We start from the raw sequence: 25,398 nt of genomic DNA on the forward strand, positions 1-25,398 counted from the left end.
CGTAGGCTGGCCGCGTGACCGTGAACGCGAAGACCACCCTCAAGGGTGGCAACACCTGGCGCGACCTTCCTGCGGCGCAGCAGCCCGAGTACCCCGATGCCGAGGCGCTGCGCGATGTTGTCGCGGACCTCGAATCGTATCCGCCGCTCGTCTTCGCGGGCGAGTGCGACCAGCTGCGCGCCCGGATGGGAGCCGTCGCCAAGGGCGAGGCGTTCCTGCTCCAGGGCGGCGACTGCGCGGAGGCGTTCGACGCCGTGTCCGCCGACCACATCCGCAACAAGCTCAAGACCCTGCTCCAGATGGGCGCGGTGCTGACGTACGCCGCGTCCGTGCCCGTCGTCAAGGTGGGCCGGATCGCCGGTCAGTACTCCAAGCCGCGCTCCAAGGGCACGGAGACCCGCGACGGCGTCACCCTGCCGACGTACCGCGGCGACTCGGTGAACGGTTTCGCCTTCACCGAGGAGGCCCGGGTCCCCGACCCCGAGCGCCTCAAGCGGATGTACAACGCCTCGGCGTCCACCCTCAACCTCGTGCGCGCCTTCACCACCGGCGGTTACGCGGACCTGCGCCAGGTGCACGCCTGGAACCAGGACTTCGTGAAGAACTCGCCGTCCGGCCAGCGCTACGAGCAGCTCGCCCGCGAGATCGACAACGCGCTGAACTTCATGAAGGCCGCCGGCACCGACCCGGCCGAGTTCCGCACGGTGGAGTTCTACGCCTCCCACGAGGCGCTGCTGCTGGACTACGAGTCGGCGCTGACCCGCGTGGACTCCCGCACCGGCAACCTCTACGACGTGTCCGGCCACATGGTCTGGATCGGCGAGCGCACCCGGCAGATGGACGGCGCGCACATCGAGTTCGCCTCCCGCATCCGCAACCCGATCGGCATCAAGCTCGGCCCGACGACCACGGTCGACGAGGCGCTCGGCTACGTCGACAAGCTGGACCCGGACCGCGAGCCCGGCCGGCTGACCTTCATCGTGCGCATGGGCGCCGACAAGGTCCGCGACAAGCTGCCCGAGCTGGTCGAGAAGGTCACCGCGTCCGGCGCCACCGTGGCGTGGGTGACCGACCCGATGCACGGCAACACCTTCGAGGCCGCCTCCGGCCACAAGACGCGCCGCTTCGACGACGTCCTGGACGAGGTCAAGGGCTTCTTCGAGGTGCACAAGGGCCTGGGCACCCACCCGGGCGGCATCCACGTCGAACTCACCGGTGACGACGTCACCGAGTGCGTGGGCGGCGGCGACGAGATCTTCGTCGACGACCTGCACCAGCGCTACGAGACGGCCTGCGACCCGCGGCTCAACCGCAGCCAGTCGCTCGACCTGGCGTTCCTGGTGGCGGAGATGTACCGCTCGCAGTAAGTGCTGCGCGCGTCCCGACGGCACGGTGGGGCCCGGATCCTTGTGATCCGGGCCCCACCGGCGTACCGGGGGTTTCCCCCGCGCCACGCGATGGGTAAGGTTAGGTTTACCTGACCAAGGAATCGCCTGGCTGTGGGATCGAGGTGTCCGCGTGTTCGTCTGCTCCTGCTTCGGCGTGACCGATCAGCAGATCAAGGCGCACGCCGCCGCCGGAGCCTGCACCCCGCGCCAGATCGCCTCCGTCACCAAGGCGGGCACGGACTGCGGCAACTGCGTCCGGACGATCCAGGGCCTGCTGGGCCGGGGAGCCTGCCCGCGCCGCGAGCTGATCGCCCGGCACGACCTGTCGGCCGTCGCCGACCAGCCGGAGACGATCGCCCTGGACGAGGCCGCCTAGGCCCGCTCGGGCGTGGCTCACGCCTCGCTGGGCTGCTCGATCAGTTGGGCGATGTAGAGCGGCTCGCCGAGCTTCTCCACCAGCGCGAGCTGCGTGTCCAGGTAGTCGATGTGGTGCTCCTCGTCCGCGAGGATGTCCTCGAAGAGTTTGGCCGAGGTGATGTCGCCCTTGGCCCGCATGACCTCCGCGCCGCGCTTCAGCCGGTCGATCGCCTCGACCTCGATCTGCCGGTCCGCCTGGAACATCTCGGTGACCGTCTGGCCGATCCGGACGTGGAAGAGGCGCTGGTAATTGGGCAGGCCGTCCAGGAAGAGAATGCGGTCGGTCAGGATCTCCGCGTGCTTCATCTCGTCGAAGGACTCGGCGCGCGTGTACTTCGCGAGCTTGGTCCAGCCGAAGTTGTCCTGCATCTTCGCGTGGAGGAAGTACTGGTTGATCGCCGTCAGTTCGGCGGTCAGCTGCTCGTTGAGAAATTCGATGACCTCGGGGTCGCCCTGCATCGCTGGGCTCCTTCCAGGGGGGTGACCGGGCAGATTGCGCGCATCCTCGCACCGCATCTCGGAAGCCGTCCAGTAAGTGCCTCCTTAGTAGGAGTTGCCCGAATCGGGCCAGACCCGGTCATGACCACCCCGCGCCGTCTGTCACCATGGAAGACATGGGTCAGCCGGAAAGCCGGGAATACCGCGACATCGAGCACTCCGAGCTTCCGCCGGGACAGCGGCTGCAGCGCGGCTGGCCGGTCACCCACTACGGGCCCGTCCCCAAGTTCAAGCCCGACCGCTGGGAATTCCGCGTCTTCGGCGCGACGGCGGACGGCGGGAAACACTGCTGGAACCACGAGGAGTTCTCGGCCCTGCCCTTCGACACCGTGGTCGCCGATCTCCACTGCGTGACGAAATTCAGCATGCTGGGGGCCGAATGGGGTGGTGTCGCCGCCCGAACGGTCCTGGACCTCGCACCGCCGGCCCCCGGTGTCACGCACGTCATGGTGTGGGCCGAGTACGGCTACAGCGCCAACATCCGCATCAAGGACTTCACGGACGAGCGCACCATCTTCGCCACGCACAAGGGCGACGACCTGCTCACCGCCGAACACGGCTTCCCGCTGCGCCTGGTGGTGCCGCACCTGTACGCCTGGAAGGGCCCCAAGTGGGTCCGCGGCATCGAGTACATGACCGCCGACCGCCGCGGCTTCTGGGAGGAGCGCGGCTACCACAACATCGGCGACCCCTGGCGCGAGCAGCGCTACTCCTACCAGGAGGAACCGGGGGACGGCCCCGAGCTGTAGCCCGGGGCCGCCGTGTGCCGCGCGGTGTCTCAGCGGTGGTGGCGGTGCACCACCGCGTGCCCCTTGCCGCGCCCGATCAGCCACTTGTTCACCGGGGTGGTGACCGCGAAGGCCGCCGCGAAGGCGATCGCCAGCACTCCCCAGAACAGCCCGTCCGTCAGGTGGGCGTCCATCGCGCCCGGCCACAGGGCGAGCACCCCGTTGTCGACCAGCTCCATCACCGTGATCGACAGGGTGTCCGCGGCGAGGGCGACCTTGAAGGCCGCGCCGAAGCCGACGCCCGCCTTGAGGATGCCGCGCAGGGTCAGCGCGTAACCGAAGAAGAAGGCCAGCGCGACGGCCAGGACCATCGTCGCCGCGTTGCCCCAGCCGAGGGCGGTGCCGATCACCATTCCGAGCACTTCGCCGATGGCGCATCCGGTGAGGCAGTGCAGGGTGGCCTGCGCGGCGGCGCGCCAGGTGACCGTGCCGCCGGCGGTGCTGTGGTGGGCGTGCGGGGGCGTCGGCGGGTGCCCCTCGTGCTGCGCGTGCTCCCCGTGAACGTGTGCCTCGTGGTGCTGCACGGTGTGCCCCCAAGTCAGGTAGCGGTCCCTGTCGACGACAGGAACCGTATACCCCCCTGGGGTATTCCTCAAGGCTCTCGGAACTCCCTCAGAACGCGCGCAGCTCCTTCAGCCGCGCCACGTCCGCCGCGTGCCCCTCCTTGCCGCCCGGTGTCTCGATGACCAGCGGCACGCCCTCCGTCGCCGGGTGCGAGAACAGCTCCCGGAACGGCTCCTCGCCGATGTGACCGGCGCCGATGTTCTCGTGCCGGTCCTTGTGCGCGCCCGTGACGTCCTTGGAGTCGTTGGCGTGGATCAGCTTCAGACGGCCCTCGCCGACGGTGTCCACCAGCAGGTCCAGCGTCTGCTTCATGCCGCCGGGGCCGGCCAGGTCGTGGCCGGCCGCGAAGATGTGGCAGGTGTCCAGGCAGACGCCCAGCTTCGGATGGCGGTCCAGGGCGTCGAAGTACGGGCCGAAGTCCCAGGTCCGCGAGCACAGCGAGAAACCCTGCCCGGCCGTCGACTCCAGCAGGAGGCACGGGTCGTCGTCGTGGGTCAGCTCCTCCAGCAGCGGCAGCAGGCGCGCGCGCACCTGCGCGAGGGCGACCTCGCGGGGGCGGCCGCCGGTCGCCGAGCCGGTGTGCACGACGACGCCCAGCGCGCCGATCGCCCGGGCCCGGCGCAGCGAGTGCCGCAGCGACTCCACGGACCTCTCGACGGTGGCCTCGGTGTGCGAGCCGAAGTTGATCAGGTACGGGGCGTGGACGTACGCCGGTATGCGCTCGGCGGCGCAGGCCGCCCGGAACAGCTCGTCCTGCGCCGGATTCCCGGCCGGGGTCGCCCAGCCGCGCGGGTTGGCCACGAAGACCTGCACGGCCTCCGCGCCCATCGCGCGGGCGTACGGCAGGCCGGTGGAGGCGAGTCCGCCGGCGACCGGGACGTGGCCGCCGACCGGATTGCGGGAGGCCGGGGGGCCGGCGGGGAACGGGGAGGGGGTGTCTGCGGTGCTCATCGCCGTCCAGGATGCCGCACCCCGGGGACGCCCCCTCCCGGGGCGTCCCGCCGCAGGCGGCGCCGGCGCTAGAGGATCTTCGTCGTGATGGTGATCGTGCTGCCCTCGGGGGCCTCCTGGCCGCCCTGCACGGACTGCTTCTCGATCACCTTGCTGAAGGAGAGGATCGGCCGGTCCACCTCGACCTGGAAGCCCGCACCCGTCAGGACGCGGGTCGCCTCGTCGGCGTGCTTGCCGGTCACGTCCGGCACCTGGATCATCCGCGGCCCCTTGGAGACCGTCAGGGTGACCTTCTCGCCCTGGCCCAGCCGGGTCCCGGCGGGCACCGACTGGCGGGCCACCCGGCCCGCCGGAGCGGGGGAGTTGATCTGCTCGGCGGCGACCTCGACCTTCAGGCCGAGCCCTTCGAGGGTGCTGGTGGCCTCCTCGACGCCGCGTCCGGTCACGGTCGGCATGTCCACCGGCGCGCCCTTGCTGACCACCAGGGCGACCGCGGAGTCGGGGGAGCGTCCGGTGCCCGCCCGCGGGTCCGTGCCGATCACCGCGCCCAGCGGGACGTCCTCGCTGAACGCCCTGGTCACCACGCCCGGCGCGAGCCCCGCCTCCTTGAGCTCCTGCCTGGCCTTCGCCAGCGGCACCCTCCTGAGGTCGGGCACCTTCACGATCTCCGGACCGCGCGAGACCACCAGCGTCACCGCGTTGCCGCTGCGGATGCGCTCGCCGGGCGCCGGGTCGCTGTCCATGACGGAGCCCCGCGCGACGGTGTCGCTGAACTTCCGCTCCACGTCCTTCACGTCGAGCCCGGCGGCGTCGAGCCTCGTACGGGCGTCCTGCTCGGTCTTGCTGAGCAGCGGCGGGACCTCGGTGAACTGTCCGGAGTTGATGTACCAGACCCCCGCGCCCACCCCCAGCGCCAGCAGTACGGCCGTGACCAGCGAGATCAGCGTGCGGCGCGACGGTGCGGAGCGCCGCCGGCCCTGCCGGGCGGGCGGCTCGGGCTCCTGCGGCAGCGGCCGCACCAGCCGACTGGTGTGCTGCCGCTCGTCCGGCAGGGCCTGCGGCAGGACGTTCGTGTGCTCCGGGGCCTGGGCGGGGGTGCGCGGAATGACGCTGGTGCGCTCCTCGGGCCCGGTGGGCACGCTCTCCCTGGCCTGCGGCGGTACGGCGTCGAGCTGTGCGTCGGTGAGGGCGCCGCGGGCGGCGTGCGCCTGCCCCAGCAGCGCCACCGCGTCGTACGGGCGGGCCTGCGGGTCGCGGGCGGTGGCGCTCGCCACCAGCTCGTCCAGCTCCGGCCCCAGCCCCGGCACGGCGGCCGACGGCGGCGGCACGTCCTCGTTGAGGTGCTGGTAGAGCACCTGCGCGGGGGTGCCGCCGGCGTGCGGCTTGGCACCGGTGAGCATCTCGTACAGGACGACGCCGCACGCGTACACGTCCGCGCGGGTGTCGGCGGTGCCGTGCTCGATCTGCTCGGGCGCCAGGTAGGAGACCGTGCCGAGGACGGACCCGGTGGTGCTGGTGACCGTGTCCACGGCGCGCACCAGACCGAAGTCGGCGACCTTCACCCGGCCGTCGTCCCCTATCAGGACGTTCTCCGGCTTCATGTCGCGGTGCACGAACCCGGCCCGGTGCGCCGCGCCCAGCGCCGCCAGCACCGGCTCCAGGATGTCGAGCGCCGCCCGGGGCTGGAGCGCGCCGCGCTCGCGCAGCACGTCGCGCAGGGTGCAGCCCGCGACGTACTCCATCGCCAGGTAGACGTAGTCGCCGTCGGTGCCCTGGTCGAAGACGCCGACCACGTTGGGGTGCGCGAGGCGGGCCACCGACTTGGCCTCGCGGATGAACCGCTCGACGAAGGCGGCGTCGGAGGCCAGCGCGAGGTGCATCACCTTGAGGGCGAGCTCGCGGTCGAGGCGGGTGTCCACGGCCCGGTAGACCGTGGCCATCCCGCCGACGGCGATGCGTGCCTCGACGAGGTAGCGGCCGTCGAGCAGCTGCCCGACGAGGGGGTCCTGGAGGGTCGTGTCCACGCAGGGAGTCTACGAGCCGGTAGGGGCGGGGCGGACGGGAGCGTACGGGGTGCGGCCGTACTGAGGCCGACCTGTGACAGGGGCGGACCCGCCCCCGCCGCCGTCACGGGCCGCCTCCTGCCACGGACCACGGAACGCCCCGCCACGGGCCGGCTCCTCAGAACGCCGGCCGCTCCGGGTCCAGCCGGGCCAGGCCCGACTCCGGGGAGGACGCCTGCGCGAAGTGCCGGCGCGGGATGCGGCCCGCGCGGTGGGCCAGCCGTCCCGCCGCCACCCCGTGCCGCATCGCCTCCGCCATCAGCACCGGCTCCTGCGCCCGCGTCACCGCCGAGGCGAGCATCACCCCGGCGCACCCCAGCTCCATCGCCAGCACGGCGTCCGAGGCCGTTCCCGCGCCCGCGTCGAGGATCACCGGCACCCGGGCCCGGTCCACGATCAGCTCGAAGTTGTGCGGGTTGCGGATGCCGAGTCCGGAGCCGATGGGGGAGCCCAGCGGCATCACCGCCGCGCAGCCCACGTCCTCCAGCTTGCGCGCCAGCACCGGGTCGTCGTTGGTGTACGGCAGGACGGTGAAGCCGTCGTCGACGAGGGTCTCCGCCGCGTCCAGCAGCTCGACCGGGTCGGGCAGCAGGGTGCGCTCGTCCGCAATGACCTCCAGCTTCACCCAGTCGGTCCCCAGCGCCTCCCGCGCCAGGCGCGCGGTGAGCACCGCCTCGCCGGCCGTGTAGCAGCCCGCCGTGTTCGGCAGCACCCGGATGTTCAGCCTGTCGAGCACGGACAGCACCGAGCCCTGCACGGACGCGTCCAGGCGGCGCATCGCCACCGTCGTCAGCTCGGTCCCCGACGCGATCAGCGAGCGCTCCAGGACGTCGAGGCTGGGCGCCCCGCCCGTGCCCATGATCAGGCGGGACGAGAAGGAGACGCCGCCCAGCGTGAAGAGGTCGTCGGCCATGGCGGTCAGCCCCCCTGGACCGCGGTGAGGACCTCGACCCGGTCGCCGTCGCCGAGAGCGGTGTCGGCCCACCGGGTGCGCGGCACCACGGTCTCGTTGAGGGCCGCGGCCACGCCGGCGGGCGCACGCGTGAGGGCGGCGACCAGGTCGTCGAGGGTGGTGCCGGGCGGGACCGCGCGCCCCTCGCCGTTCACGGACACGTTCACCGTGGTGCTCATGCGGGCTGCTCCTGTCGTACGGGAAGGGATGCGGCGGGGGCGAACCGGCGCGGGCTGAAGGCGCGGGCCTCGTCGGGCAGTTCCCCGGTGGTCAGCACGGTGGCCAGCACGTCGCCCGTCACCGGTGTCAGCAGCACCCCGTTGCGGTGGTGCCCGGTGGCGAGCACCAGGCCCGGCAGCAGGGTGGGCCCCAGCAGCGGTGCGTTGTCGGGGGAGCCGGGGCGCAGTCCGGCCCTGGTCTCGGTGAGGGGGAGTTCGGTGATGCCGGGGACGAGTTCGTGGGCGTCGCGCAGCAGCTCGTACACCCCGCCCGCCGTCACCGTGGTGTCCCAGCCGAGCTCCTCGCTGGTGGCGCCGACGACGAGTTCGCCGTTCGCGCGGGGCACCAGGTAGACCTGGCTGCCGCGCACCACCGCGCGCACGGTGCGGCTCAGGAACGGGGCGTACGCGGGCGGCACGGTGAGCCGCAGCACCTGTCCCTTGACCGGGCGCACCGGCGGCAGCGCCTCCTCGGGCACCCCGGCGAGCCGTCCGCTGAACGAGCCCGCGGCCAGCACCACCTGGTCGGCGGCGATCCGCGTGCCGTCGGCGAGGAGCGCGCCCGCGGCCCGTTCCCGTACCACCGTCAGCCGTTCGGCGCGGGCGCGGTGCAGGACCACTCCGGCGCGCCCGCAGGCCGTCAGGAGGGCCGCGGCGAGGCGTCGCGGGTCGATCTGGTGGTCGCCGTCCACCCGCAGCCCCCCGCGCACGCCGGGCGCCAGCATCGGTTCCAGGCGGCGGCACTCGCGTCCGGTCAGCCACTCCGACTCCAGCCCCGACTGCCTTTGCAGGGCGTGCAGTTCGCGCAGGTGGGCGCGGTCGTCGGCGTCCAGGGCGACGGCCAGGGTGCCGCACGCGCGGTAACCGGTGTCCTGCCCGCTCGCCTCCTGGAGCTCCGCGACGAAGTCCGGATAGCGGCGCGCGGAGGCGAGGTTGAGACCGAGCAGGGTCTGTTCGCCGTAGTGCAGTTCGGTGACGGCGGCCAGCATCCCGGCGGCCACCTGGGCCGCGCCGCCGCCCGGTTCGGGGTCGGCCAGGGCGGTCCGCAGGCCCCGCTGGGCGGCCCGCCAGGCCGTCACCAGGCCGATGATCCCGCCCCCGACCACCAGGACGTCGTACGGCTTTTCCGCAGAGGTGCGCATGGGCGTCCAGCCCCTCCCTTCGCCGGCATGACCCGGATCAGGTTCGTACGGTCGGAGGCCTGGTCAGCCTCCCTCTCAGCCCGGTCCGCCGGGCTCCCGTGAGTGCTTGTACGGTGACCAGACTAACCCCGGGTTCAACAGACTGTGAGGTGCCTCCCGTGCCCCGCTCGCTCGACGGACTGCTGCTGGCCCCGGTCGCCGACCAGGCGCCCGGACAGGTCGGCGCCCGCACCCGGTTCGCCTACCACGAGCGGGACGGCCGGATCTGGGCCGAGTACGCGGGCGGCGACGTCGTGCGCGGGCATCTCGTGGGCACGCGCGAGGGCGACCGGCTCGACTTCCGTTACGTACAGCTGGGGCACGACGGGACGACCTCGTCCGGACGGTGCCGCTCGCAGGTCGTGCTCCTGGCCGACGGCCGCGTTCGGCTGGAGGAGAGCTGGGCATGGGAATCCCAGGACGGCAGCGGCACGAGCGTCGTCGAGGAGATTCCGGGCGGCGGGGAGGCCGGCGCGCGGGCCAACATTCCTGACGGCTCGTCAGAAACGTAAGGTGGACGCGTGAGCGAGCAGAAGCACATCGTCGTCGTCGGCGCGGGCATGGCCGGAGTGCAGACCGCCGTCGCCCTGCGCGAGCAGGGTTTCGCCGGTCCGCTCACCGTGCTCGGAGCCGAACCCCATCCGCCGTACGACCGGCCGCCGCTGTCCAAGGCGGTGCTGCTCGGCAAGGCCGACGGCTCCGCCTTCGAGGTCGACTTCGAGGCGCTCGGCGTCGAACTGCGCCTGGGCTGCGAGGCGGTCGCCCTGCGCCCGGACGACCACGAGGTCGACACCCTGACGGGACCTGTTCCCTACGACCTGCTGGTGATCGCCACAGGGGCCGACCCGGTCACGCTGCCCGGCTCCCTCGGCGTCCCCGGAGTGCACCTGCTGAGGACGCTCGACGACGCCCGGCGGCTGCGGCCGGTGCTGGACGCGCAGAGCGACGTGGTGGTCGTCGGCGCCGGCTGGATCGGCGCGGAGTTCACCACCGCCGCCCGCGAGGCCGGCTGCCCGGTCACCGTCGTGGAGGCCGCCGACCGGCCGCTCGCCGGCACGATGCCCGCCGAGATCGCCGTCCCGATGGCCGCCTGGTACGCCGAGGGCGGCGCCGAACTGATCACCGGCGCACAGGTGGCCTCGGTGGAGCCGGGCGCGGTGCTGCTGGCCGACGGCCGCCGTCTCCCCGCCGACGCCGTGGTCGTCGGCATCGGGGCCAGACCCACGACGGGCTGGCTGGCCGGCTCCGGCGTGCGGCTCGGCGACGACGGATCGATCACCGCGGACGAGCACCTGCGCACCTCCGTGCCCGACGTGTACGCCGTCGGCGACTGCGCCTCCTTCCCCTCGCGCCGCTACGCTGCGCGCCTGCTCGTGCACCACTGGGACAACGCCCTCCAGGGCCCGCGCACCGTCGCGGCGCACATCACGGACGGCACGCCGGCGCCCTACGACCCGGTGCCCTACTTCTGGTCCGAGCAGTTCGGCCGCTTCGTGCAGTACGTCGGCCACCACGCGGACGCCGACGAGATGATCTGGCGCGGCGACCCCGCCACCCCCTCCTGGTCGGTGTGCTGGCTGCGCGGCGGGGCCCTGGTCGCGCTCCTCGCGGTCGGCCGCCCGCGCGACCTCGCCCAGGGGCGCAAGCTGGTCGAGACGGGCGCGGCACTGGACCCGGTGCGGGCCGCCGACCCGGCCGTACCCCTGAAGTCGGCGGTCCGGACGCCGTAGCCGGGCGCCCGGCGCCGGCCGTGCGGATGCCGTGGCCGGGTGTCCGGGCCGTACGGAGTCCGTCGCGCGGACCGGCCCCGGGTGCCGGTTGCCGGTCCCGGATGGCACGCTTGTCCTGTGACCGAGATTGACGCAAAGATCGACGCCCTCGTCCCCGCCTGGCTCTACCTCCCCGACATCGCGGAGATGCTCGACCTGGAGGTGACGAAGGTGCGGCAGCTGGTGAAGGACGGCCAGCTCATCGCCGTACGACGCGGTGAGAACCGTTCGCTCCAGGTGCCCGCCCCCTTCATCGACGGCGACAAGATCGTCAAGGGCCTGCCCGGGCTGCTGACGGTCCTGAAGGACGACGGCTTCTCCGACGAGGAGATGCTGGAGTGGCTCTTCACCGCCGACCCGACCCTGCCCGGCACCCCCGCGCAGGCGCTGAGCGAGAATCGCGGCACGGAGGTGAAGCGCCGCGCCCAGGCGCTCGCCCTCTGACCCGCCGGAGGTGGAGCGGCGCACCCGAGCGCCGCTCGCCCCCGGCACGCCGCACCACACCACGGCGGTGCGCGGCCCGCCCCGGCGGACCGCGCACCCGCCGCCGACGACCGGGGTCCGCCCCCGGCACCACCACGGGGGGAACCGCACCATGCCCACGCCCAGCGAGCAGCTCGCCGACGCCCGGCTCTACCTGTGCACGGACGCCCGCAAGGAGCGCGGCGACCTGCCCGCCTTCCTCGACGCCGTGCTCTCCTCCGGTGTCGACATCGTCCAGCTCCGCGACAAGGGCATGGAGGCCGGCGAGGAGCTGGAGCACCTCGCCGTCCTCGCCGACGCCTGCCGCAGGCACGGCAAGCTCCTCGCCGTGAACGACCGCGCCGACGTGGCGCACGCCATCGGCAGCGACGTCCTCCACCTGGGCCAGGGCGACCTCCCGGTGCCCGCCGCCCGCGCCGTCCTCGGCTCCCGCAGCGAGGACGTCCTGATCGGCCGCTCCACGCACGCCGTCTCCGAGGTCGACGCGGCCGTCGCGGAGAGCGGCGTCGACTACTTCTGCACGGGTCCCTGCTGGCCCACCCCCACCAAGCCCGGCCGCCACGCCCCCGGCCTCGACCTGGTGCGTTACGCGGCCTCCCTCGGCCAGGCGCGCCCCTGGTTCGCCATCGGCGGCATCGACGCCCACAACCTGGACGAGGTGCTGGCCGCCGGGGCCCGCCGGGTCGTGGTCGTCCGTGCGTTGACCGAGGCGACGGACCCGGCCGCCGCGGCCGCCGGGCTGGCCAAGAGGATCAGGTCATACGACCAGTGAGCGCATAGGTCACGCCGGACAACTGTCCGAAGGGTGGACAAGAAACCGGCATAACGGACCTTTGCCTCCTGGGTGGTTGGGTCTGCGCCGCCCCGCTGGCTAATCTCTCGGCATGGCCCTTGGCACAGCTTCCACCAGATCGGATCGCGCGCTTACGGTGCGTGAACTGCTGGAGACCGGAAAGACGTCGTTTTCCTTCGAATTCTCGGCCCGCAGAACCGAGAAGGGCGAGCAGAACCTCTGGAACGCCCTGCGCCGGGTCGAGGCAGTGCGCCCCAGTTTCGTCTCCGTGACCTACGGGGCGGGCGGCTCCACCCGCGAGGGCACCGTCAAGGCCACCCAGAAGATCGCCTCCGACTCCACGCTCACGCCCGTCGCGCACCTCACCGCGGTCGACCACTCGGTCGCCGAGCTGCGCAACATGGTGGGCCAGTTCGCCGACGCGGGCATCCGCAACATCCTCGCGGTGCGCGGCGACCCGCCGGGCGACCCGATGGGGGAGTGGATCAAGCACCCGGAAGGCGTCACGTACGCGTCCGAACTCGTGGAGCTCATCAAGGAGTCCGGCGACTTCTGCGTCGGCGTCGCCGCATTCCCGGAGATGCACCCGCGCTCGGAGAACTGGGACTCCGACATCCGCCACTTCGTGGAGAAGTGCCGGGCGGGCGCCGATTACGCGATCACGCAGATGTTCTTCGACCCGGAGAGCTATCTGCGGATGCGTGACCGGGTGGAAGCAGCCGGTTGCCGCACCCCGATCATCCCGGAAGTGATGCCTGTCACGCTGGTCAGGCAACTGGACAGACTTCCGCAGCTCAGCAACGCGCAATTTCCGGACGCCGTGAAAGAACGGATGCTCGCGGTCAAGGACGATCCCGCCGCTGTACGCTCCATTGGCATCGAGTTCGCCACGGAGTTCTGCGCGACGCTGCTCGCCGAAGGTGTGCCGGGAATGCACTTCATCACGCTGAACAACTCGACGGCGACGCTCGAAATCTACGAGAATCTCGGACTGCACGACCAGACGTCACTGCCGACGCGGTCGTAAGCGGTCACCACAGCTGTACTCGCGCCGCCGCGTCCACCAGGGGACGCAGCGGCCGCAGGAGAGGGGCGTACATGGGCTGGACGGTCCTCTACATCGCATTCGGCGTGGTCGCGCTGTGGCTGCTCGGCGAGGTGCTGTTGCAGTACAAGGCGCGGCTGCGCTGGCGGGTGCTCGCCTTCGCGGGCTTCGCCGTCGTGGTGGTCGGCGTGCTGCTGCCGTCCGTCCCGGTGATCGGCGCGGGCGCCATCGCCTTCGCGGTCGGCCAGACGTACGTCACCCTGTCCTTCCGGCGGGGCTTCGCCACCGGCTGGGCGATCGGCGGCAAGCCGGGTGCCAGCAAGCGCCGCCGCGGCAACGCCGACGCGCCCCCGCAGCAGCCGACGCTCCAGGTCTCCGGACTGGAGTACGGCGAGCAGGACAGCGGCGGCCCGAGCACCGGCTTCGAGGGCGTGCCCGGATACGACCGGGGCCACGGCGCCCCGCAGCAGGGACAGGCCGCCCCGCACCAGGGACACGGCGCACCGCCCCAGGGGCAGCCCGCCCCGCACCAGGGCCACGGCGCGCCCCAGCACGACGACCCGCAGCCCCCCGTCTTCGAGCCGCAGCCGATGCCCGACGAGACCGGCCGGTACGGGATCTACGACACCCCTGCGTCCTTCTCCGCCCCCGCACCGCAGCCGCAGGGCCACGACGGCTTCGGCGGCGGCTCCTACCCCGCCTACGACCCGCAGGGCGCCGGCGCCGCCCACGCCGCCGCGGACACCGGGAGCGCCGGGGTGTACGCCTACGACACCGGGCAGCAGCAGTACGCCGCCTACTCCGACCCGTACATCGGCCCCCAGTCCTACGGCGGCGCCGACTACGACTCCTACGGCGGCCAGCAGCAGCTCTACCCCGGCCCCTACGAGGGCTACCCGGGCGAGACCCCGCCCGGCGGGGTGTGGGTCCCGCAGCAGCGCGACGGCGAGCAGCCGTTCGCCCCCGAGGCCCCGCAGCAGCCCGCCGGACACCCCAACGGCCACGACACGGGCGCGAACGGCCAGTACCGCTACTGAAGCACGCGTACGCGGCGGCACCGGGCCCCGTACGCGCGGGGGCCCGGACTTCCGTGAGAAGTCCGGGCCCCCGCGCGTGCTCCGCTGCTACTGCGAGCCCCGGAAGCCGTCCCCCTCGACGATCAGCCCGGCGACCAGCGCGCCCGACATCCCGGCGTGCGCGAGCCCGCCGCCGGGGTGGGCCCAGCCGCCCGCCGCGTACAGGCCCGGCAGCCGGGGGGAGTTGGACCGCACGAGGTGCGTCCCCGAGGCGCCCGCCAGCGCGGGCGCGGGCAGGTCGCCCGCGGGCGCGCCGGTCCGCGCGGCGATGTCCCGGGGGGTGTGGACCTCGCGCCACAGCACGCGGCCGGCCAGCCCCGTGACCGCCCGGGACGCCTGCGCCACCATGGCGTCCGCCCAGGCCTCGGCCGACGCACGGGTCCAGTCCGCACGGTCCAGGGACGGGGCCGCGGCCGTCAGGACGACGGTCTCGTGCGCGTCGTCGGGGCGCAGGGCGGGATCGTCGGGGCGCATGACCCACACGGTGGGCGACTTCGGGGCTCCCGCGCCCTCGAAGACGGTGCGCAGCTCGGCCGCCCGGTCGGCGGAGTGCACCACCGTGCGGTGGGCCGCCCGCGGGTCGCGCGCGCCGGACAGGGCCAGGCAGACCGTCACCCGGCCCGCGCCCGCCGCCTCCGGACCGGGCTGGAAGTCGCCCTCGCCGTACAGCTCGTGCCCCTCCCGGGCGCCGTCGGGGCGGCCGTGCACCAGCGCGTCGAGGGTCCGCGGGTGGACGGCCGCGACCACGTGGTCGGCCGCCGCCCGGGTGCCGTCCGCCAGCTCCACCCCCGCGGCCCGGCCGTCCCGCACGGTGACCGCGACGACCTCCGCGCCGAAGGCGAACTCGACCCGGCGGGCCAGGCAGCGCGCGTGCACGGCGTCCGCCAGCGCCCGCATGCCGCCCCGTACGTACCAGGTGCCGAAGGTCTGCTCCATGTACGGCAGCACGGCGGCGGAGGCGGGAGCCCTGCGGGGGTCGAGGCCGAACGCGAGGGCGTAGCTCTCCAGCAGGGCCGTCAGCCGGGGGTCGCGCAGTTCCCAGGCGCCGATCTCGGCGAGCGTGGCGGCGCGGCGCTCGCGCAGCAGCCGGCGGGTGGCGACCGACGGGTACGGGTCCTTGCCCAGCACCTGCCAGTCCGGCCACAGGGGCTCCTCCAGGAGAGGCCTGCGGACCCGGTCCCAGGCGGCCCCGGCGCGGCTCATGAACGCGTCCCAGCGGTCGCCCGCGTCCGCGCCGAGCGCGCCGCCCAGCGCCGCCACGGCCCCGCGCGAGGCGTTGGGCAGCGAGACGTCCGTACCGTCCGCGAACAGGTGGCGGCCCGCCGGGTCGACCGGGGCCAGGTCCACGGAGTCCTCCAGGGACTCCCGGCCGGTCTTGACGAACAGGTCCCGGTACACGGCGGGGAGATGCAGCAGCCCCGGTCCCGTGTCGAAGGCGAACCCGTCCCGCTCGAAGCGGCCCACCGCACCGCCGTGCGTGCCCCCGCGTTCGTACACCGTCACCCGGTGGCCCGCGACGGCCAGCCGGGCGGCGGTCGCCATCGCGCCGAGCCCGGCGCCGATCACCGCAATCCGTGCCATGCCAGTGACTGTAACGGGGGCCACCGACAGCTCCGCGGGGACCACCGAGAACTCAGCGGGGAGCCGGTCCGCCCGTGCCCATCAGGCGTTTATCCTCCCGGCGCCGCGCCCGGCGGCGGCGGAAGCGCCGGATGCGGGCGGCCAGGAGGACCAGCAGCACCAGCCCGGCCAGGAGCAGCGCCCCGGCGATCGAGGCCGCCGCGACGGGATGGAACATGGCGAAGCTGACGATGCCCGCGACGCCCAGGTCCTCGGCCGTACTGAGCACGATGTTGCTGAACGGCTCGGGCGAGGTGTTCACCGCCATTCGCGTCCCGGCCTTCACCAGATGGCTCAGCAGCGCCGTCGAACCGCCCACCGCGCCCGCCGCCAGCTCCGGCAGCGAACCGCTCTGCCCGGCCAGCAGGGCCCCCACCACCGCTCCGGCGACCGGCCGGACCACCGTGTGGACGCTGTCCCACAGCGAGTCCACGTACGGGATCTTGTCGCTGACCGCCTCGATCAGGAAGAGGACCCCGGCGACCACCATGACGTCGGTGCGCTGCAAGGAGGCCGGCACCTCGTCGCTGATCCCGGTCGCGCCGAAGACGCCGAGCAGGAGCACCACCGCGTAGGCGTTGATGCCGCTGGCCCAGCCGCTGGTGAACACGAGGGGAAGAATCGACACGAAGCGATCGTAACCAGTCGCCGCCGGCGCGGGGCGGACAGGAAAACGCCGGCCCGGCGGCGCTCGATCCCCCCGAGCGCCACCGGACCGGTGCGTCTTCCCCCGTGTCCCCGTTCCGTCCGGGGTCTCGCGCCGCTTCCGCCGCCCCGTGTCGGCGGTCTCGGCGCGAGCGCCCCTTCCGTGGTTCCCACTCTGTCGTCCGCGCAGGTGGGAGCCCATCCGCGCAGCTACTCATCTCCGGCACTAGGTACGGGTACTCAGAGCTGAGCGCGCCGGCTCAGACGAGCACCGGCACCGGCACCGGTGGCGGTGCCGGTGGCGGAGACCGGCGTCCGCGTCAGGGACGCCCGCCGCCCACCCGCCCGTGCAGCAGCCGCGACAGCGCCGCGTGCACGTCGTCCAGCGAGCGCTCGCTCTGGAAGGCCTGCCAGTCCAGCGCGGCCACCAGCACCATGCCCACCAGCGCCGCCGCCGTCAGCGGGATGTCGATCTCCTCGCTCAGCTCGCCGTTCGCCACGCCCTCGGTGAGCACCCGCTCCACGACGGCCACCGCCTGCTGGCGCACCACCAGGAGCGTCGACTGCCACGCCCGGTTGGTGCGCCACAGCTCGGCGACGTAGAGCTGGGTGAAGGCGGGATAGCGGTGGATGAAGAGCAGCCCGGCCCGGATCATCGCGTCCAGGGACTCGACCTTGCCGCCGCCGCGCGCGGCGGTCTCGTCGGCCGCCTCCTGGAGGGAGGCCGTGAGCAGCCCCACCCCGTAGCGCAGCAGCTCCTCGAAGAGCTCGCTCTTGCTCTTGAAGTTGTAGTACACCGTGCCCTTGGCGACACCGGCACGCTCGGCGATCTCCTCCACGCTGGTCGAGGAGAAGCCCTTCTCGGCGATCAGGGTCACGGCCGCCTCGTAGAGCTTCTGCCGGGTGTTGCGGCGGCGCGTGCTGGTGCTGTCCATGGGGCCGATTCTCACAGGTTCCCCGGGGGCCGCAGGCGGGGCGCTCACAGGCTCAGCTCCGGGTGGAGGCGGTCCAGCGTCCACACCTGCTTGCGGCGGGCCGACAGGGCGGTCAGCGCGAGCGCGCCCGCCGTGAAGGCGGCCAGCACGACGCTGCCCGTCCAGACCGGCTCCAGACCGCCGCCCGAGATCAGCCTGCGCAGCCCCTCGACGACGTACGTCATGGGCAGGAACGGGTGCATCACGTTGAAGAAGCCCGGCGAGGTCTGCACCGGATACGTGCCGCCCGCCGACGTGAGCTGGAGCATCAGCACGGCGAGCACCAGGATGCGTCCTGCCGCCCCGAACCGGGCGTTCAGCCACTGGATGATCGCCGCGAAACAGGCCGTCACCAGCACCAGGAAGCCCAGCGTCCCGGCCGTGCGCGTCATCTCCAGGCCCAGCCCGTAGTGCAGCACCGCCATCAGCGCGGCGACCTGGGCCACCCCGAGCGCCACCACCGGCAGCCAGCCCGCGAAGGCGATCCGCCAGGCGGAGGCCCCGGCGGCCAGGGCGCGCCGGTTCATCGGCTGGATGAGCATGTACGCCACCATCGCGCCGACCCACAGGGACAGCGGGATGAAGTACGGGGCGAACCCGGTGCCGTAGTTGGGCGCCTTGTGCAGGGCGGAGGAGGCCAGCTTCACCGGGTCGGCCATGACCTCGGTGCGCTGGTCGCGGGAGCCCTTGTCGTAGTCGGGGATCTTGCCGACGCCGTCGTTCAGGCCGCCGGCCAGCTTGCCGCTGCCGTCGGCCAGCTTGAACAGGCCGCCGTCCAGGTTGTTCGCCCCGGTCTTCAGCTTGCCGACGCCCTGGTCGAGGTCGGTGGCTCCGCTGCGGGCCGTTCCGAGGCCGGTGTGCAGTTTGGCCGCCCCCTGGGAGACCTTCTGCGCGCCGGAGTTGAGCGCGTTGACCTTCGCGACGGCCGACTTGAGGTCGTCGTCCAGGTGCGGGGCCTGGCGGACGAGGGCCTGGGACTTGTTGCGGACGTCCGTCAGCCGGGTGTCGAGCAGGGCCAGGTCGCTGTTGCCGTCCTTGACCATGGCGTTGACGTCCTCGGCCACCGTGGCGGCCTCCTGGGCCGCGGTGACGCCCTTCTGGAGGATCGGGCAGGCCTTCGCCGCGGCGGCGGCCTTCGGGTCGTCCTCGGCGCCCTGGGGGGCGTCCGCGCAGAACTCCCGGTGCACGGCGGCCAGCTCGTTGGCGACCCTGCGCGAGTCCTTCGCGGCCTCGGGGGCCCGCTTGACCAGCGTCGACAGGTGGTTCTGGGTGATCTTCGCGGAGTCGGCGACCAGTTGCGCCGCGTGCGCGATCGAGGTGCCGTCGTCCTTCAGGTACGGCCGGACCTTCGTCGAGATCCCGTTGACCTTGTCGGAGAGGGTCTTGGTGCCGTCGGCGACCTGCCGGGCCCCGGACGCCAGGTCGGCCGCGCCCTTGTCGAGCTTCTTGATGCCGCCGGAGAGGTCGCCGCTGCCCTTCTTGGCGTCGGTCAGCCCGTTGGCGAGGTCCTTGGAGCCCTTCTTCGCCTTCCCGATGCCGCCGTCGAGGTCCTTGGCGCCCTTGGCGGCCTTCTCGGTCGCGTCGTGGATGTCGGAGAAGGAGATGAAGATCTTGTCGAGGAAACCGCGGGAGGCGTTCGTGGAGGCGGCGGTGCGCACCTCGGAGAAGACCGACCGGGAGATCTGCCCGACGATGTAGTTGTTGGAGTCGTTGGTGTGCACCTGGAGCGCACCCGTCTCCGGGGTGTCGCCGGAGCTGGAGGCGATCCGCTCGCTGAAGTCCGCGGGCATGGTCAGCGACAGGTAGTACGCGCCGTTCTCGACGCCGTCCTTGGCGTCCTTCGCGTTCACCTCCTGCCAGTCGAAGACCTTGCTGTCGAGGAGCTTCTCGGTGATCTCGTCACCGGCGGTGATCTTCTTGCCCGCGGCGGTCGCGCCCTTGTCCTCGTTGACGAGCGCCACGGGGATCTTGTCGAGCCGCCCGTACGGGTCCCAGAAGGACCACAGGTACAGGGCGCCGTACAGCAGCGGCAGCAGCAGGAGCGCGACGAGCGCGGCACGGGGGAGCTTCCCCCTGCCGAAGCGCCTGAGCTCAAGAGCGGCCAGTTTCGGCGAGCGCATCGGCCGCCCCCTCCTCGGTCGTGTCTTCCTCGGTGGCGGCCGTGGCGGCCGCGTTCTTCCCGGCGTGCTCGGGCGCCTCGTCGCGCACGTTGCGCAGCGACACCAGCAGGGCGTCCTTCGGCGGCGCGCTGCACACGGCGAGCACGGTGGTGCCGGACGCGGCGAGGGACCGGAACAGTTCCCAGGCCTCCTCGCGCCCGGCGTCCGACAGCTTCAGGTCCGCGTCGTCGACGGCGAGCAGCCGCGGCGAGCCCATCAGCGCCAGTCCCACCGACAGCCGCAGCACCTCCAGCCGCTCCAGGTCCCGTACGGACGTCCGCTCGCCCTTCGGCAGCGCGTCGAGGTCCAGCCCCACGGCGGCCATGGCGGCGTCGATCCGGGCGCGGGCCTGCGCCCTGCGCACCGAGGGCCTGCGCAGCAGCGAGCGCAGCGAACCGTCGAACCGGCGCTGCAGCAGGGCGCGTTCGCGCAGGTGCTCGGCGACGGTGAAGGCGGCGTCCAGGTCGCTGACGCCCGCGACCGGGCCGAGCGCGCTGATCCGCCGCACGGCCGCCATCTTCTTCGGCAGCCGCAGCCCGGCCACCTCGGCGTGGCCCTCGGTGGCGCGCATCCGGCCGGTGAGCGCGAGCAGCAGGCAGGTGCGCCCCGATCCGGACGGGCCCTCGATCGCGACGAACGAACCGGCGGGCGCGGTCATGTCGACGCCGCGAAAGGCCCAGCCGCGCGGTCCCTTGAGCCCGAAGCCCACCGCGCTGATCGCGGCCCCTTCGGCGTCCTGTGCGGCCCCGGGGGCCTCTGCCGTCCCGGTGTGCGGGCTGTCCACGCACCCTCCCCATATTTGAACTGACCGGTCAGTCCAAAAGTATGCCTTCCGCCGACGCGGGCAAAAGCCCAGCTCAGGCCGGATTGTCAGTGGCGTCCCTCACAGTGGGCTCAGACGGCACCCGTGCCGTCGTCCGAGACAGGAGGTTCGTCATGGCACAGGCCGACGTTCACCCCGTGCAGCGCCGCACCCCGGCGCCGCCCGCGGCCCTCGATCTGCTCGCCCAGGCCCACAAGGGGCTGGAGGAGGCCACCGCCGCCGAGACCGCCAACGAGCGGTACGCGGCCGCCCACTTGGCCGCCCTGCGCACGGCCGCCGCCGTGCTGGCCGCCCGGGGCCGCCCGGAATCCACCCCGCGCCGCCGCCGGCGGATACGCAGCGCCTGGGAGGTGCTGCCCGAGATCGCCCCCGAACTGGCCGAGTGGAGCGCCCTGTTCGCCGCCGGGGCCGAGAAGCGGGCCCGCGCCGAGGCGGGCATACACGGCGCGGCCGGCGCCCGCGACGCCGACGACCTGATCCGCGACACCGCGGTGTTCCTGCGCCTGGTCGAGCGGATGCTCGCGCTCCGGCCGACGCCGCCCCGCGGCCGGGAGGCGGAGGAGCGGGGCCCGCAGGCGCGGTGACCTGGGCGGGACCGGCGGCCGGGCCCATTAGGCTGGGCGCAGCCGTGTCCGCGGGGGCTGGCCGCACCGTTCGCCCCGCACCGTTCACCGAGGAGTCAATGCCGTGTCGGAATCGATGCGCCCCCGCGCCTCCCTGCGCACCGCCGTGGTCTGGGAGGTCCTCAAGGACGCCCTCGACCGGCGTGCCAAGGAGTCCGGCCGCGACACCCTGGACGTCCTGGACACCGGGGGCGGCACCGGGAACTTCGCGGTGCCCGTCGCCCGGCTCGGCCACCGCGTCACCGTGGTCGACCCCAGCCCCAACGCCCTGTTCGCGCTGGAGCGCCGGGCCGCCGAGGCGGGCGTCGCCGACCGGGTCCGCGGCGTCCAGGGCGACGCGCTCGGCCTGTTCGACGTCGTGGAGCGCGACGGCTACGACGCCGTCCTGTGCCACGGGGTCCTGGAGTACGTGGACGACCCCGCCGAGGGTCTGCGCAACGCCGTCGAGGCGCTCCGCCCGTCCGGCACGCTCAGCCTGCTCGCCGCGGGCAGCGGCGGCGCCGTCCTGGCCCGCGCCCTGGCCGGACACTTCAACGAGGCCCGTCAGGCGCTCACCGACCCGGCGGGCCGCTGGGGCGAGGGCGACCCGGTGCCCCGCCGCTTCACCGCCGGGCAGCTCCGCGAGCTGGCCGGCGGCGCGGGCGTCGAGGTCGCCGCCATACACGGCGTACGGGTCTTCGCCGACCTGGTCCCCGGGGTCCTGGTCGACACCGAACCCGGCGCGACGGAGGCCCTGCTGAAGCTGGAGGCCGCGGCGGCCGAGCTCGACGCCTTCCACGCCGTCGCCACCCAACTGCACGTCTTGGGCGCCAAGGCCGCCCCGCGGGACGCCTGACCAGCACGTCCGCCGGGGGGCCGCGCGGACCGCGCGCACGGCCCGGGCGCCCGTCCGGAGCAACGGGGCCCGTCCTTGCGCACATCCCCGCCACGGGGGCTGATCAGGGACGAGTCGGGGTACCAGGGAAGTACGGAGTCCGCCGCGGGCCCCCCGATCAGCGCCCGGGCCCCGTATGATCGGGGGACACCGTCGGCATGACGGGTCGGCCGTTGGGGAATGCACGCTTCAACAGCCAAGCCGGCACGGCGGCCCGGATTGGCGAATTGGCGTAGAGGGCGGGTTTCACGGGGGCGATTCCCTGCCTATTCTGAAAGGGCCGCATCCGGTCGCCCCCCGCGACCGACGAGTAGGAGGACTCCGTGCCGCTCTCGGAGCACGAGCAGCGAATGCTCGAGCAGATGGAGCGAGCGCTGTACGCCGAAGATCCCAAATTCGCGACAGCGCTTGAGGGAAGCGGGCTGCGTACGTACACCCGGCGACGGGTCTACCAGGCGGTCGCAGGCTTTCTGGTGGGTATCGCGCTCCTCATGGCCGGCATGGTCGCCCAGATGATCTGGGTGAGCGTGGTCGGTTTCCTTGTCATGCTCGGTTGTGCCGTACTCGCGGTCACCGGATGGCGCAAGGCGCCCAAACCGGGTGAACAGCCCGTTCCGGGAATGGCGCCCGCGGGCCGTCAGTCCCGGCAGCGCCGCTCGGTCATGAACCGCATAGAACAACGCTGGCAGCGCCGCCGCGACGAGCAGCAGGGCAGCTAGCGGGACCCCGCGCCGCACGGGACCGACGACATGTACGGGTGAGGGGCGGACACCTTCGGGTGCCCGCCCCTCACCCGTCCGCACCCACGGGCCACGCCTTCACCCGTTCACCGCGTACACCGCCCGGGCCGCCCGCCACCTCAGCCGTTCACGGCATGCGCCGCCCGGGCCGCCCGCCGCCCCACCCGTTCACCGCGTACGCACCGCCCGGGCCGCTCACCGCCCCAGCCGTCCACGGCATGCGCCGCCCGGGCCGCGTACACCTGCCTCAGTCGCGCCCCGGCCGTGCCCCGCCCCCGCCCGGCGGGGTCCGTGCCGGAATCCGGCCCCGCCGGCCGTCCCGCGCTCAGCCCCGCAGGCGGGCCGTCCGCCGCACCGCCGCCGACCACCGGTCCAGGCGCCCGTCGCCCCGCCACCGGGCCGCCAGGGCGTTCCAGCGCGCGGACAGCGCCCACACCACCCGCACGGTCGAACGCGGCAGCAGCAGCGCCCGCAGCCGGGCCCGCCGGCCCGCCCGCTCCCGCAGCCCCTCCCGCACCCGGTGCACGTCGTCCACCAGACCGCTGCTCGCCCGCGGCACGGGCGCGTACAGCACCTGCTCCACCGCACCCGCCGCCCGGTGCACCGCCTCCGCCGCCGGGCCCTCCAGCGACCCCAGCCGGACGATCCGGGCCGCCGTCCTGCGCGGCGTCTGCGACTCGTCCGGGGCCGTCCCGAAGTCCCAGGCCGAGTCGACGATCTCCCGCCAGGCAGCGAGCGTGCGCGCCGCCGCGTCCGCCGGGGTGCGGCCGCCCGAGCGCAGCCGTCCGACCCGCACCCGGGTCCGCCACAGCAACGGCAGCAGCAGGAGGAACACCAGGGCCAGTACGCCCAGCGCGACCCCCACGACGGTGCCGACCGGCACGCCCGGGTCGGTCGGCGGAGCCGCGCCCGCCTGTGCGCCGCCGCCGCAGTCGCCCAGCCGCCGCTCGGCCGCCGGACAGCTGTCGGACGGCCTGGGGGCCGCGCTCTGCGAGGTGCCGGCGCCGGCCGACGGCTGCGCGGGGCTGCTCGTGTCGTCGGACGGGGTGTCCCGCACCGTGTACTGCGGGGCGGTGCCGCGGGTGGGCGTCGGCTCGAACCGGGTCCAGCCCGGCCCCTCGAAGTACAGCTCGGGCCACGCGTGCGCGTCCCGCAGCCCCACCGACACCTCGCCGCCCGACTTCGCCGTGCCGGGAGTGAAGCCCACCGCGACCCGGGCCGGGATGCCCAGCGTGCGCGCCATCGCCGCCATCGAGAAGGCGAAGTGGATGCAGAAGCCCTCCTTCTGCTTCAGGAAGCGCGTGATGGCCTCCGCCCCGCTGCCCGACTGCACCTGCGTGTCATACGTGAAGCCGCCCTCGGAGGCGAACCAGTTCTGCAGCGCGACCGCGCGCTCGTAGTCGTTCGCCGCGCCCCGGGTGACCTGGAGGGCGGTCTGCCCGACCGAGGCGGGCAGCGCCCCGGGGACCCGCGTGTACTCCTTGCGCAGGGCGGCCGGGGGCGCGGGCGCGTTGGCGAGCTGCTCCTTGGTCGGCTGCACAGCCAGGCTCCGTACCTTGTACGACACCCCGCCCGTGGTCTGCCCCCGGTCGCCCACCAGGGTCCGGCCCTCCGGCTCGTACCGCCAGCGTCCGCCGATCTCGACCTTCGTCGCCACCAGCGGCAGCGGCAGCCAGTTCTGGGTGTACGACTGCGAGGCCGAGATGTTGGTGTTGATCTCCGCCGTGGGCACGTCGGCGCCCAGGCCCTGGGGCCTGGGCAGCGGGTCCGGCACGTCCTGGATCTTGCGCTCGGACGACCTCCACTGCGTGCCGTCGAACTGGTCGAGGGCGACGATCCGCAGGTACATGTCCTGCGTCTGCTGCGCCGTCGTGCGGTAGCGCAGCACCTCCCGGTCGGTCGGCTGGTTCAGGCTCTCCTGGAGGGAGACCAGCGGGTTCACCGCGGAGATGGTGCCGCCGCCGCCCGCCCCGCCGCCGCCCGGGCCCCGCCCGCCGAGCAGGCCGCCGTCGAGGGCCGGCAGCAGCGCGGGGATCACCAGCGCGATGCCGAGGGTGAGCGCGCCGATCCGGCGGCCGGTGCGCACCGGGGCCAGCGGCGTACCGCTGCCCGACTCCAGCCCGCCCGCGCTCCTGCGCCGCTCGCCGCCTCCCGCGCCGCCGAACACCCGGCCCCACTGCGCCAGCCGGTCCCGGCTCTCCGCCAGCAGAAGCAGCAGATAGCCCGACGCGGCCAGCAGGAACCACAGCCAGCTCGCCCCGCCGCCGGTCAGCCCGGCGGCCACCGAGTACAGCGCGAGCAGCGGCAGCCCCGCCGGGGCCGCGCTGCGGAACGTCACCGCGAGGGCGTCGACGGCCAGCCCTATCAGCAGCACCCCGCCGACCAGCATCAGCCGGATGCCCTCGTTGGTCGGCGCCGGAATGGCGTACCGGTTGACGTCGGCGAGGCCCGTGTTCAGCAGCCGCCCGAACTCCGCGACCGCGTCGGGGCCCGGCAGGACCCCGAGCACCGCCTTGTCGGCCACGAAGAACAGCGTCACCAGCAGCATCGACGCCACCAGTTGCACCGCCACCGTCAGCGTCCTGGCCAGCGGCACCCGCCGGGCCAGCGCGCCCACGCCCGCCTGCACGGCCACCAGCAGCGCCGCTTCCAGGAACCAGCCCGCGTCCGTGACCAGCGGAATCAACGCACCGGACGCCATCAGCGTGGCGGCCAGCGCGCACAGCGTCATCCGCCCGCGCCCGCTCACCGCCG

Annotated in this window: 25 protein-coding genes and 1 riboswitch; of the genes, 12 read left to right on the forward strand and 13 right to left on the reverse strand. The window is 73.5% G+C overall.

Annotation, left to right across the window (positions count from 1 at the left end; translation table 11 throughout):
- The first annotated feature begins 14 nt into the window (after positions 1-14).
- Positions 15-1,367 (forward strand): class II 3-deoxy-7-phosphoheptulonate synthase, encoded by a 1,353-nt coding sequence (locus ACIP93_RS11220; protein WP_345223712.1) that lies wholly within the window; start codon positions 15-17, stop codon positions 1,365-1,367.
- Positions 1,368-1,518: 151 nt separating this feature from the next.
- Positions 1,519-1,764 carry a (2Fe-2S)-binding protein gene (locus ACIP93_RS11225; protein WP_345223714.1) on the forward strand — a complete coding sequence of 82 codons (246 nt, stop codon included), beginning with the start codon at positions 1,519-1,521 and terminating at the stop codon, positions 1,762-1,764.
- A gap of 17 nt (positions 1,765-1,781) precedes the next feature.
- Here the strand turns inward: ACIP93_RS11225 and bfr are convergent, their stop codons facing one another.
- A complete protein-coding gene (bfr, locus tag ACIP93_RS11230; RefSeq protein WP_345223716.1) occupies positions 1,782-2,264 on the reverse strand; it encodes a bacterioferritin in 483 nt (160 codons plus the stop codon).
- 155 nt (positions 2,265-2,419) lie between these two features.
- Between bfr and ACIP93_RS11235 the strand changes: the two genes are divergently transcribed.
- Positions 2,420-3,052, forward strand: a complete 633-nt coding sequence (locus ACIP93_RS11235) for a sulfite oxidase-like oxidoreductase (protein ID WP_401757530.1) — start codon at positions 2,420-2,422, stop codon at positions 3,050-3,052.
- A gap of 29 nt (positions 3,053-3,081) precedes the next feature.
- On the opposite strand, the gene ACIP93_RS11240 is transcribed toward ACIP93_RS11235, so the two are convergent.
- The 6 genes from ACIP93_RS11240 to thiO form a co-directional block, all read right to left on the reverse strand.
- The gene (locus tag ACIP93_RS11240) at positions 3,082-3,615 is read right to left on the reverse strand and encodes a DUF4396 domain-containing protein (RefSeq protein ID WP_401757532.1); all 534 of its coding nucleotides are present in this window, start codon (positions 3,613-3,615) and stop codon (positions 3,082-3,084) included.
- 88 nt (positions 3,616-3,703) lie between these two features.
- A complete protein-coding gene (locus ACIP93_RS11245; RefSeq protein ID WP_401757534.1) occupies positions 3,704-4,606 on the reverse strand; it encodes a deoxyribonuclease IV in 903 nt (300 codons plus the stop codon).
- A 68-nt stretch (positions 4,607-4,674) separates the two neighbouring features.
- On the reverse strand, positions 4,675-6,630 hold the full coding sequence (gene pknB, locus ACIP93_RS11250; RefSeq protein WP_401757536.1) for a Stk1 family PASTA domain-containing Ser/Thr kinase: 1,956 nt from the start codon (positions 6,628-6,630) through the stop codon (positions 4,675-4,677).
- 157 nt (positions 6,631-6,787) lie between these two features.
- Positions 6,788-7,582 carry a thiazole synthase gene (locus ACIP93_RS11255; protein ID WP_345223725.1) on the reverse strand — a complete coding sequence of 265 codons (795 nt, stop codon included), beginning with the start codon at positions 7,580-7,582 and terminating at the stop codon, positions 6,788-6,790.
- Positions 7,583-7,587: 5 nt separating this feature from the next.
- The gene (gene thiS / locus ACIP93_RS11260; protein ID WP_401757944.1) at positions 7,588-7,788 is read right to left on the reverse strand and encodes a sulfur carrier protein ThiS; all 201 of its coding nucleotides are present in this window, start codon (positions 7,786-7,788) and stop codon (positions 7,588-7,590) included.
- Positions 7,789-7,796: 8 nt separating this feature from the next.
- On the reverse strand, positions 7,797-8,981 hold the full coding sequence (gene thiO / locus ACIP93_RS11265) for a glycine oxidase ThiO (RefSeq protein ID WP_401757538.1): 1,185 nt from the start codon (positions 8,979-8,981) through the stop codon (positions 7,797-7,799).
- Positions 8,979-9,091, reverse strand: a riboswitch (TPP riboswitch). It overlaps the preceding gene by 3 nt.
- Positions 9,092-9,139: 48 nt before the next feature.
- Here thiO and ACIP93_RS11270 point away from each other — a divergent pair.
- From ACIP93_RS11270 to ACIP93_RS11295, 6 genes are all read left to right on the forward strand, one after another.
- Positions 9,140-9,532 (forward strand): hypothetical protein, encoded by a 393-nt coding sequence (locus ACIP93_RS11270; protein ID WP_345223728.1) that lies wholly within the window; start codon positions 9,140-9,142, stop codon positions 9,530-9,532.
- A 48-nt stretch (positions 9,533-9,580) separates the two neighbouring features.
- Positions 9,581-10,750, forward strand: a complete 1,170-nt coding sequence (locus tag ACIP93_RS11275) for an NAD(P)/FAD-dependent oxidoreductase (protein ID WP_401757946.1) — start codon at positions 9,581-9,583, stop codon at positions 10,748-10,750.
- Between the two features lie 117 nt (positions 10,751-10,867).
- Positions 10,868-11,233: an Rv2175c family DNA-binding protein gene (locus ACIP93_RS11280; RefSeq protein WP_345223730.1), complete on the forward strand. Its 366-nt coding sequence runs from the start codon at positions 10,868-10,870 to the stop codon at positions 11,231-11,233.
- Positions 11,234-11,384: 151 nt separating this feature from the next.
- Positions 11,385-12,044 (forward strand): thiamine phosphate synthase, encoded by a 660-nt coding sequence (gene thiE, locus ACIP93_RS11285; RefSeq protein WP_345223732.1) that lies wholly within the window; start codon positions 11,385-11,387, stop codon positions 12,042-12,044.
- A gap of 112 nt (positions 12,045-12,156) precedes the next feature.
- Complete coding sequence (gene metF / locus ACIP93_RS11290) at positions 12,157-13,092, forward strand: methylenetetrahydrofolate reductase [NAD(P)H] (RefSeq protein ID WP_345223734.1); 936 nt, start codon at positions 12,157-12,159, stop codon at positions 13,090-13,092.
- Between the two features lie 71 nt (positions 13,093-13,163).
- Positions 13,164-14,147, forward strand: coding sequence for a hypothetical protein (locus ACIP93_RS11295; RefSeq protein WP_345223736.1), 984 nt, complete (start codon positions 13,164-13,166; stop codon positions 14,145-14,147).
- Between the two features lie 87 nt (positions 14,148-14,234).
- Here the strand turns inward: ACIP93_RS11295 and ACIP93_RS11300 are convergent, their stop codons facing one another.
- The 5 genes from ACIP93_RS11300 to ACIP93_RS11320 all read right to left on the reverse strand — a co-directional run bounded on the left by ACIP93_RS11300 (position 14,235) and on the right by ACIP93_RS11320 (position 20,368).
- Positions 14,235-15,767: a phytoene desaturase family protein gene (locus ACIP93_RS11300; protein WP_401757541.1), complete on the reverse strand. Its 1,533-nt coding sequence runs from the start codon at positions 15,765-15,767 to the stop codon at positions 14,235-14,237.
- A gap of 52 nt (positions 15,768-15,819) precedes the next feature.
- Complete coding sequence (locus ACIP93_RS11305; RefSeq protein WP_401757543.1) at positions 15,820-16,434, reverse strand: DUF4126 domain-containing protein; 615 nt, start codon at positions 16,432-16,434, stop codon at positions 15,820-15,822.
- Positions 16,435-16,771: 337 nt separating this feature from the next.
- Complete coding sequence (locus tag ACIP93_RS11310; RefSeq protein WP_401757544.1) at positions 16,772-17,386, reverse strand: TetR/AcrR family transcriptional regulator; 615 nt, start codon at positions 17,384-17,386, stop codon at positions 16,772-16,774.
- Positions 17,387-17,430: 44 nt separating this feature from the next.
- Entirely contained in the window at positions 17,431-19,545 is a 2,115-nt protein-coding gene (locus tag ACIP93_RS11315; RefSeq protein WP_401757546.1) for a YhgE/Pip family protein, read from the reverse strand.
- Complete coding sequence (locus ACIP93_RS11320; protein ID WP_401757548.1) at positions 19,517-20,368, reverse strand: ATP-binding cassette domain-containing protein; 852 nt, start codon at positions 20,366-20,368, stop codon at positions 19,517-19,519. The genes ACIP93_RS11315 and ACIP93_RS11320 overlap by 29 nt, the downstream gene beginning before the upstream one ends.
- A 152-nt stretch (positions 20,369-20,520) precedes the next feature.
- Here ACIP93_RS11320 and ACIP93_RS11325 point away from each other — a divergent pair, with 152 nt between their 5' ends.
- From ACIP93_RS11325 to ACIP93_RS11335, 3 genes are all read left to right on the forward strand, one after another.
- A complete protein-coding gene (locus tag ACIP93_RS11325) occupies positions 20,521-20,991 on the forward strand; it encodes an SAV_6107 family HEPN domain-containing protein (RefSeq protein WP_401757550.1) in 471 nt (156 codons plus the stop codon).
- Between the two features lie 103 nt (positions 20,992-21,094).
- On the forward strand, positions 21,095-21,865 hold the full coding sequence (locus tag ACIP93_RS11330; RefSeq protein ID WP_401757552.1) for a class I SAM-dependent methyltransferase: 771 nt from the start codon (positions 21,095-21,097) through the stop codon (positions 21,863-21,865).
- A 362-nt stretch (positions 21,866-22,227) separates the two neighbouring features.
- A complete protein-coding gene (locus ACIP93_RS11335) occupies positions 22,228-22,623 on the forward strand; it encodes a DUF3040 domain-containing protein (RefSeq protein WP_345223753.1) in 396 nt (131 codons plus the stop codon).
- A 346-nt stretch (positions 22,624-22,969) separates the two neighbouring features.
- On the opposite strand, the gene ACIP93_RS11340 is transcribed toward ACIP93_RS11335, so the two are convergent.
- The gene (locus ACIP93_RS11340; RefSeq protein ID WP_401757555.1) at positions 22,970-25,393 is read right to left on the reverse strand and encodes a DUF3488 and DUF4129 domain-containing transglutaminase family protein; all 2,424 of its coding nucleotides are present in this window, start codon (positions 25,391-25,393) and stop codon (positions 22,970-22,972) included.
- Positions 25,394-25,398 lie beyond the last annotated feature (5 nt).

Origin of the sequence: Streptomyces sp. NPDC088745 (assembly GCF_044751045.1) — a bacterium.
In the GTDB taxonomy this organism is placed as follows: Bacteria; Actinomycetota; Actinomycetes; order Streptomycetales; family Streptomycetaceae; genus Streptomyces; species Streptomyces cremeus.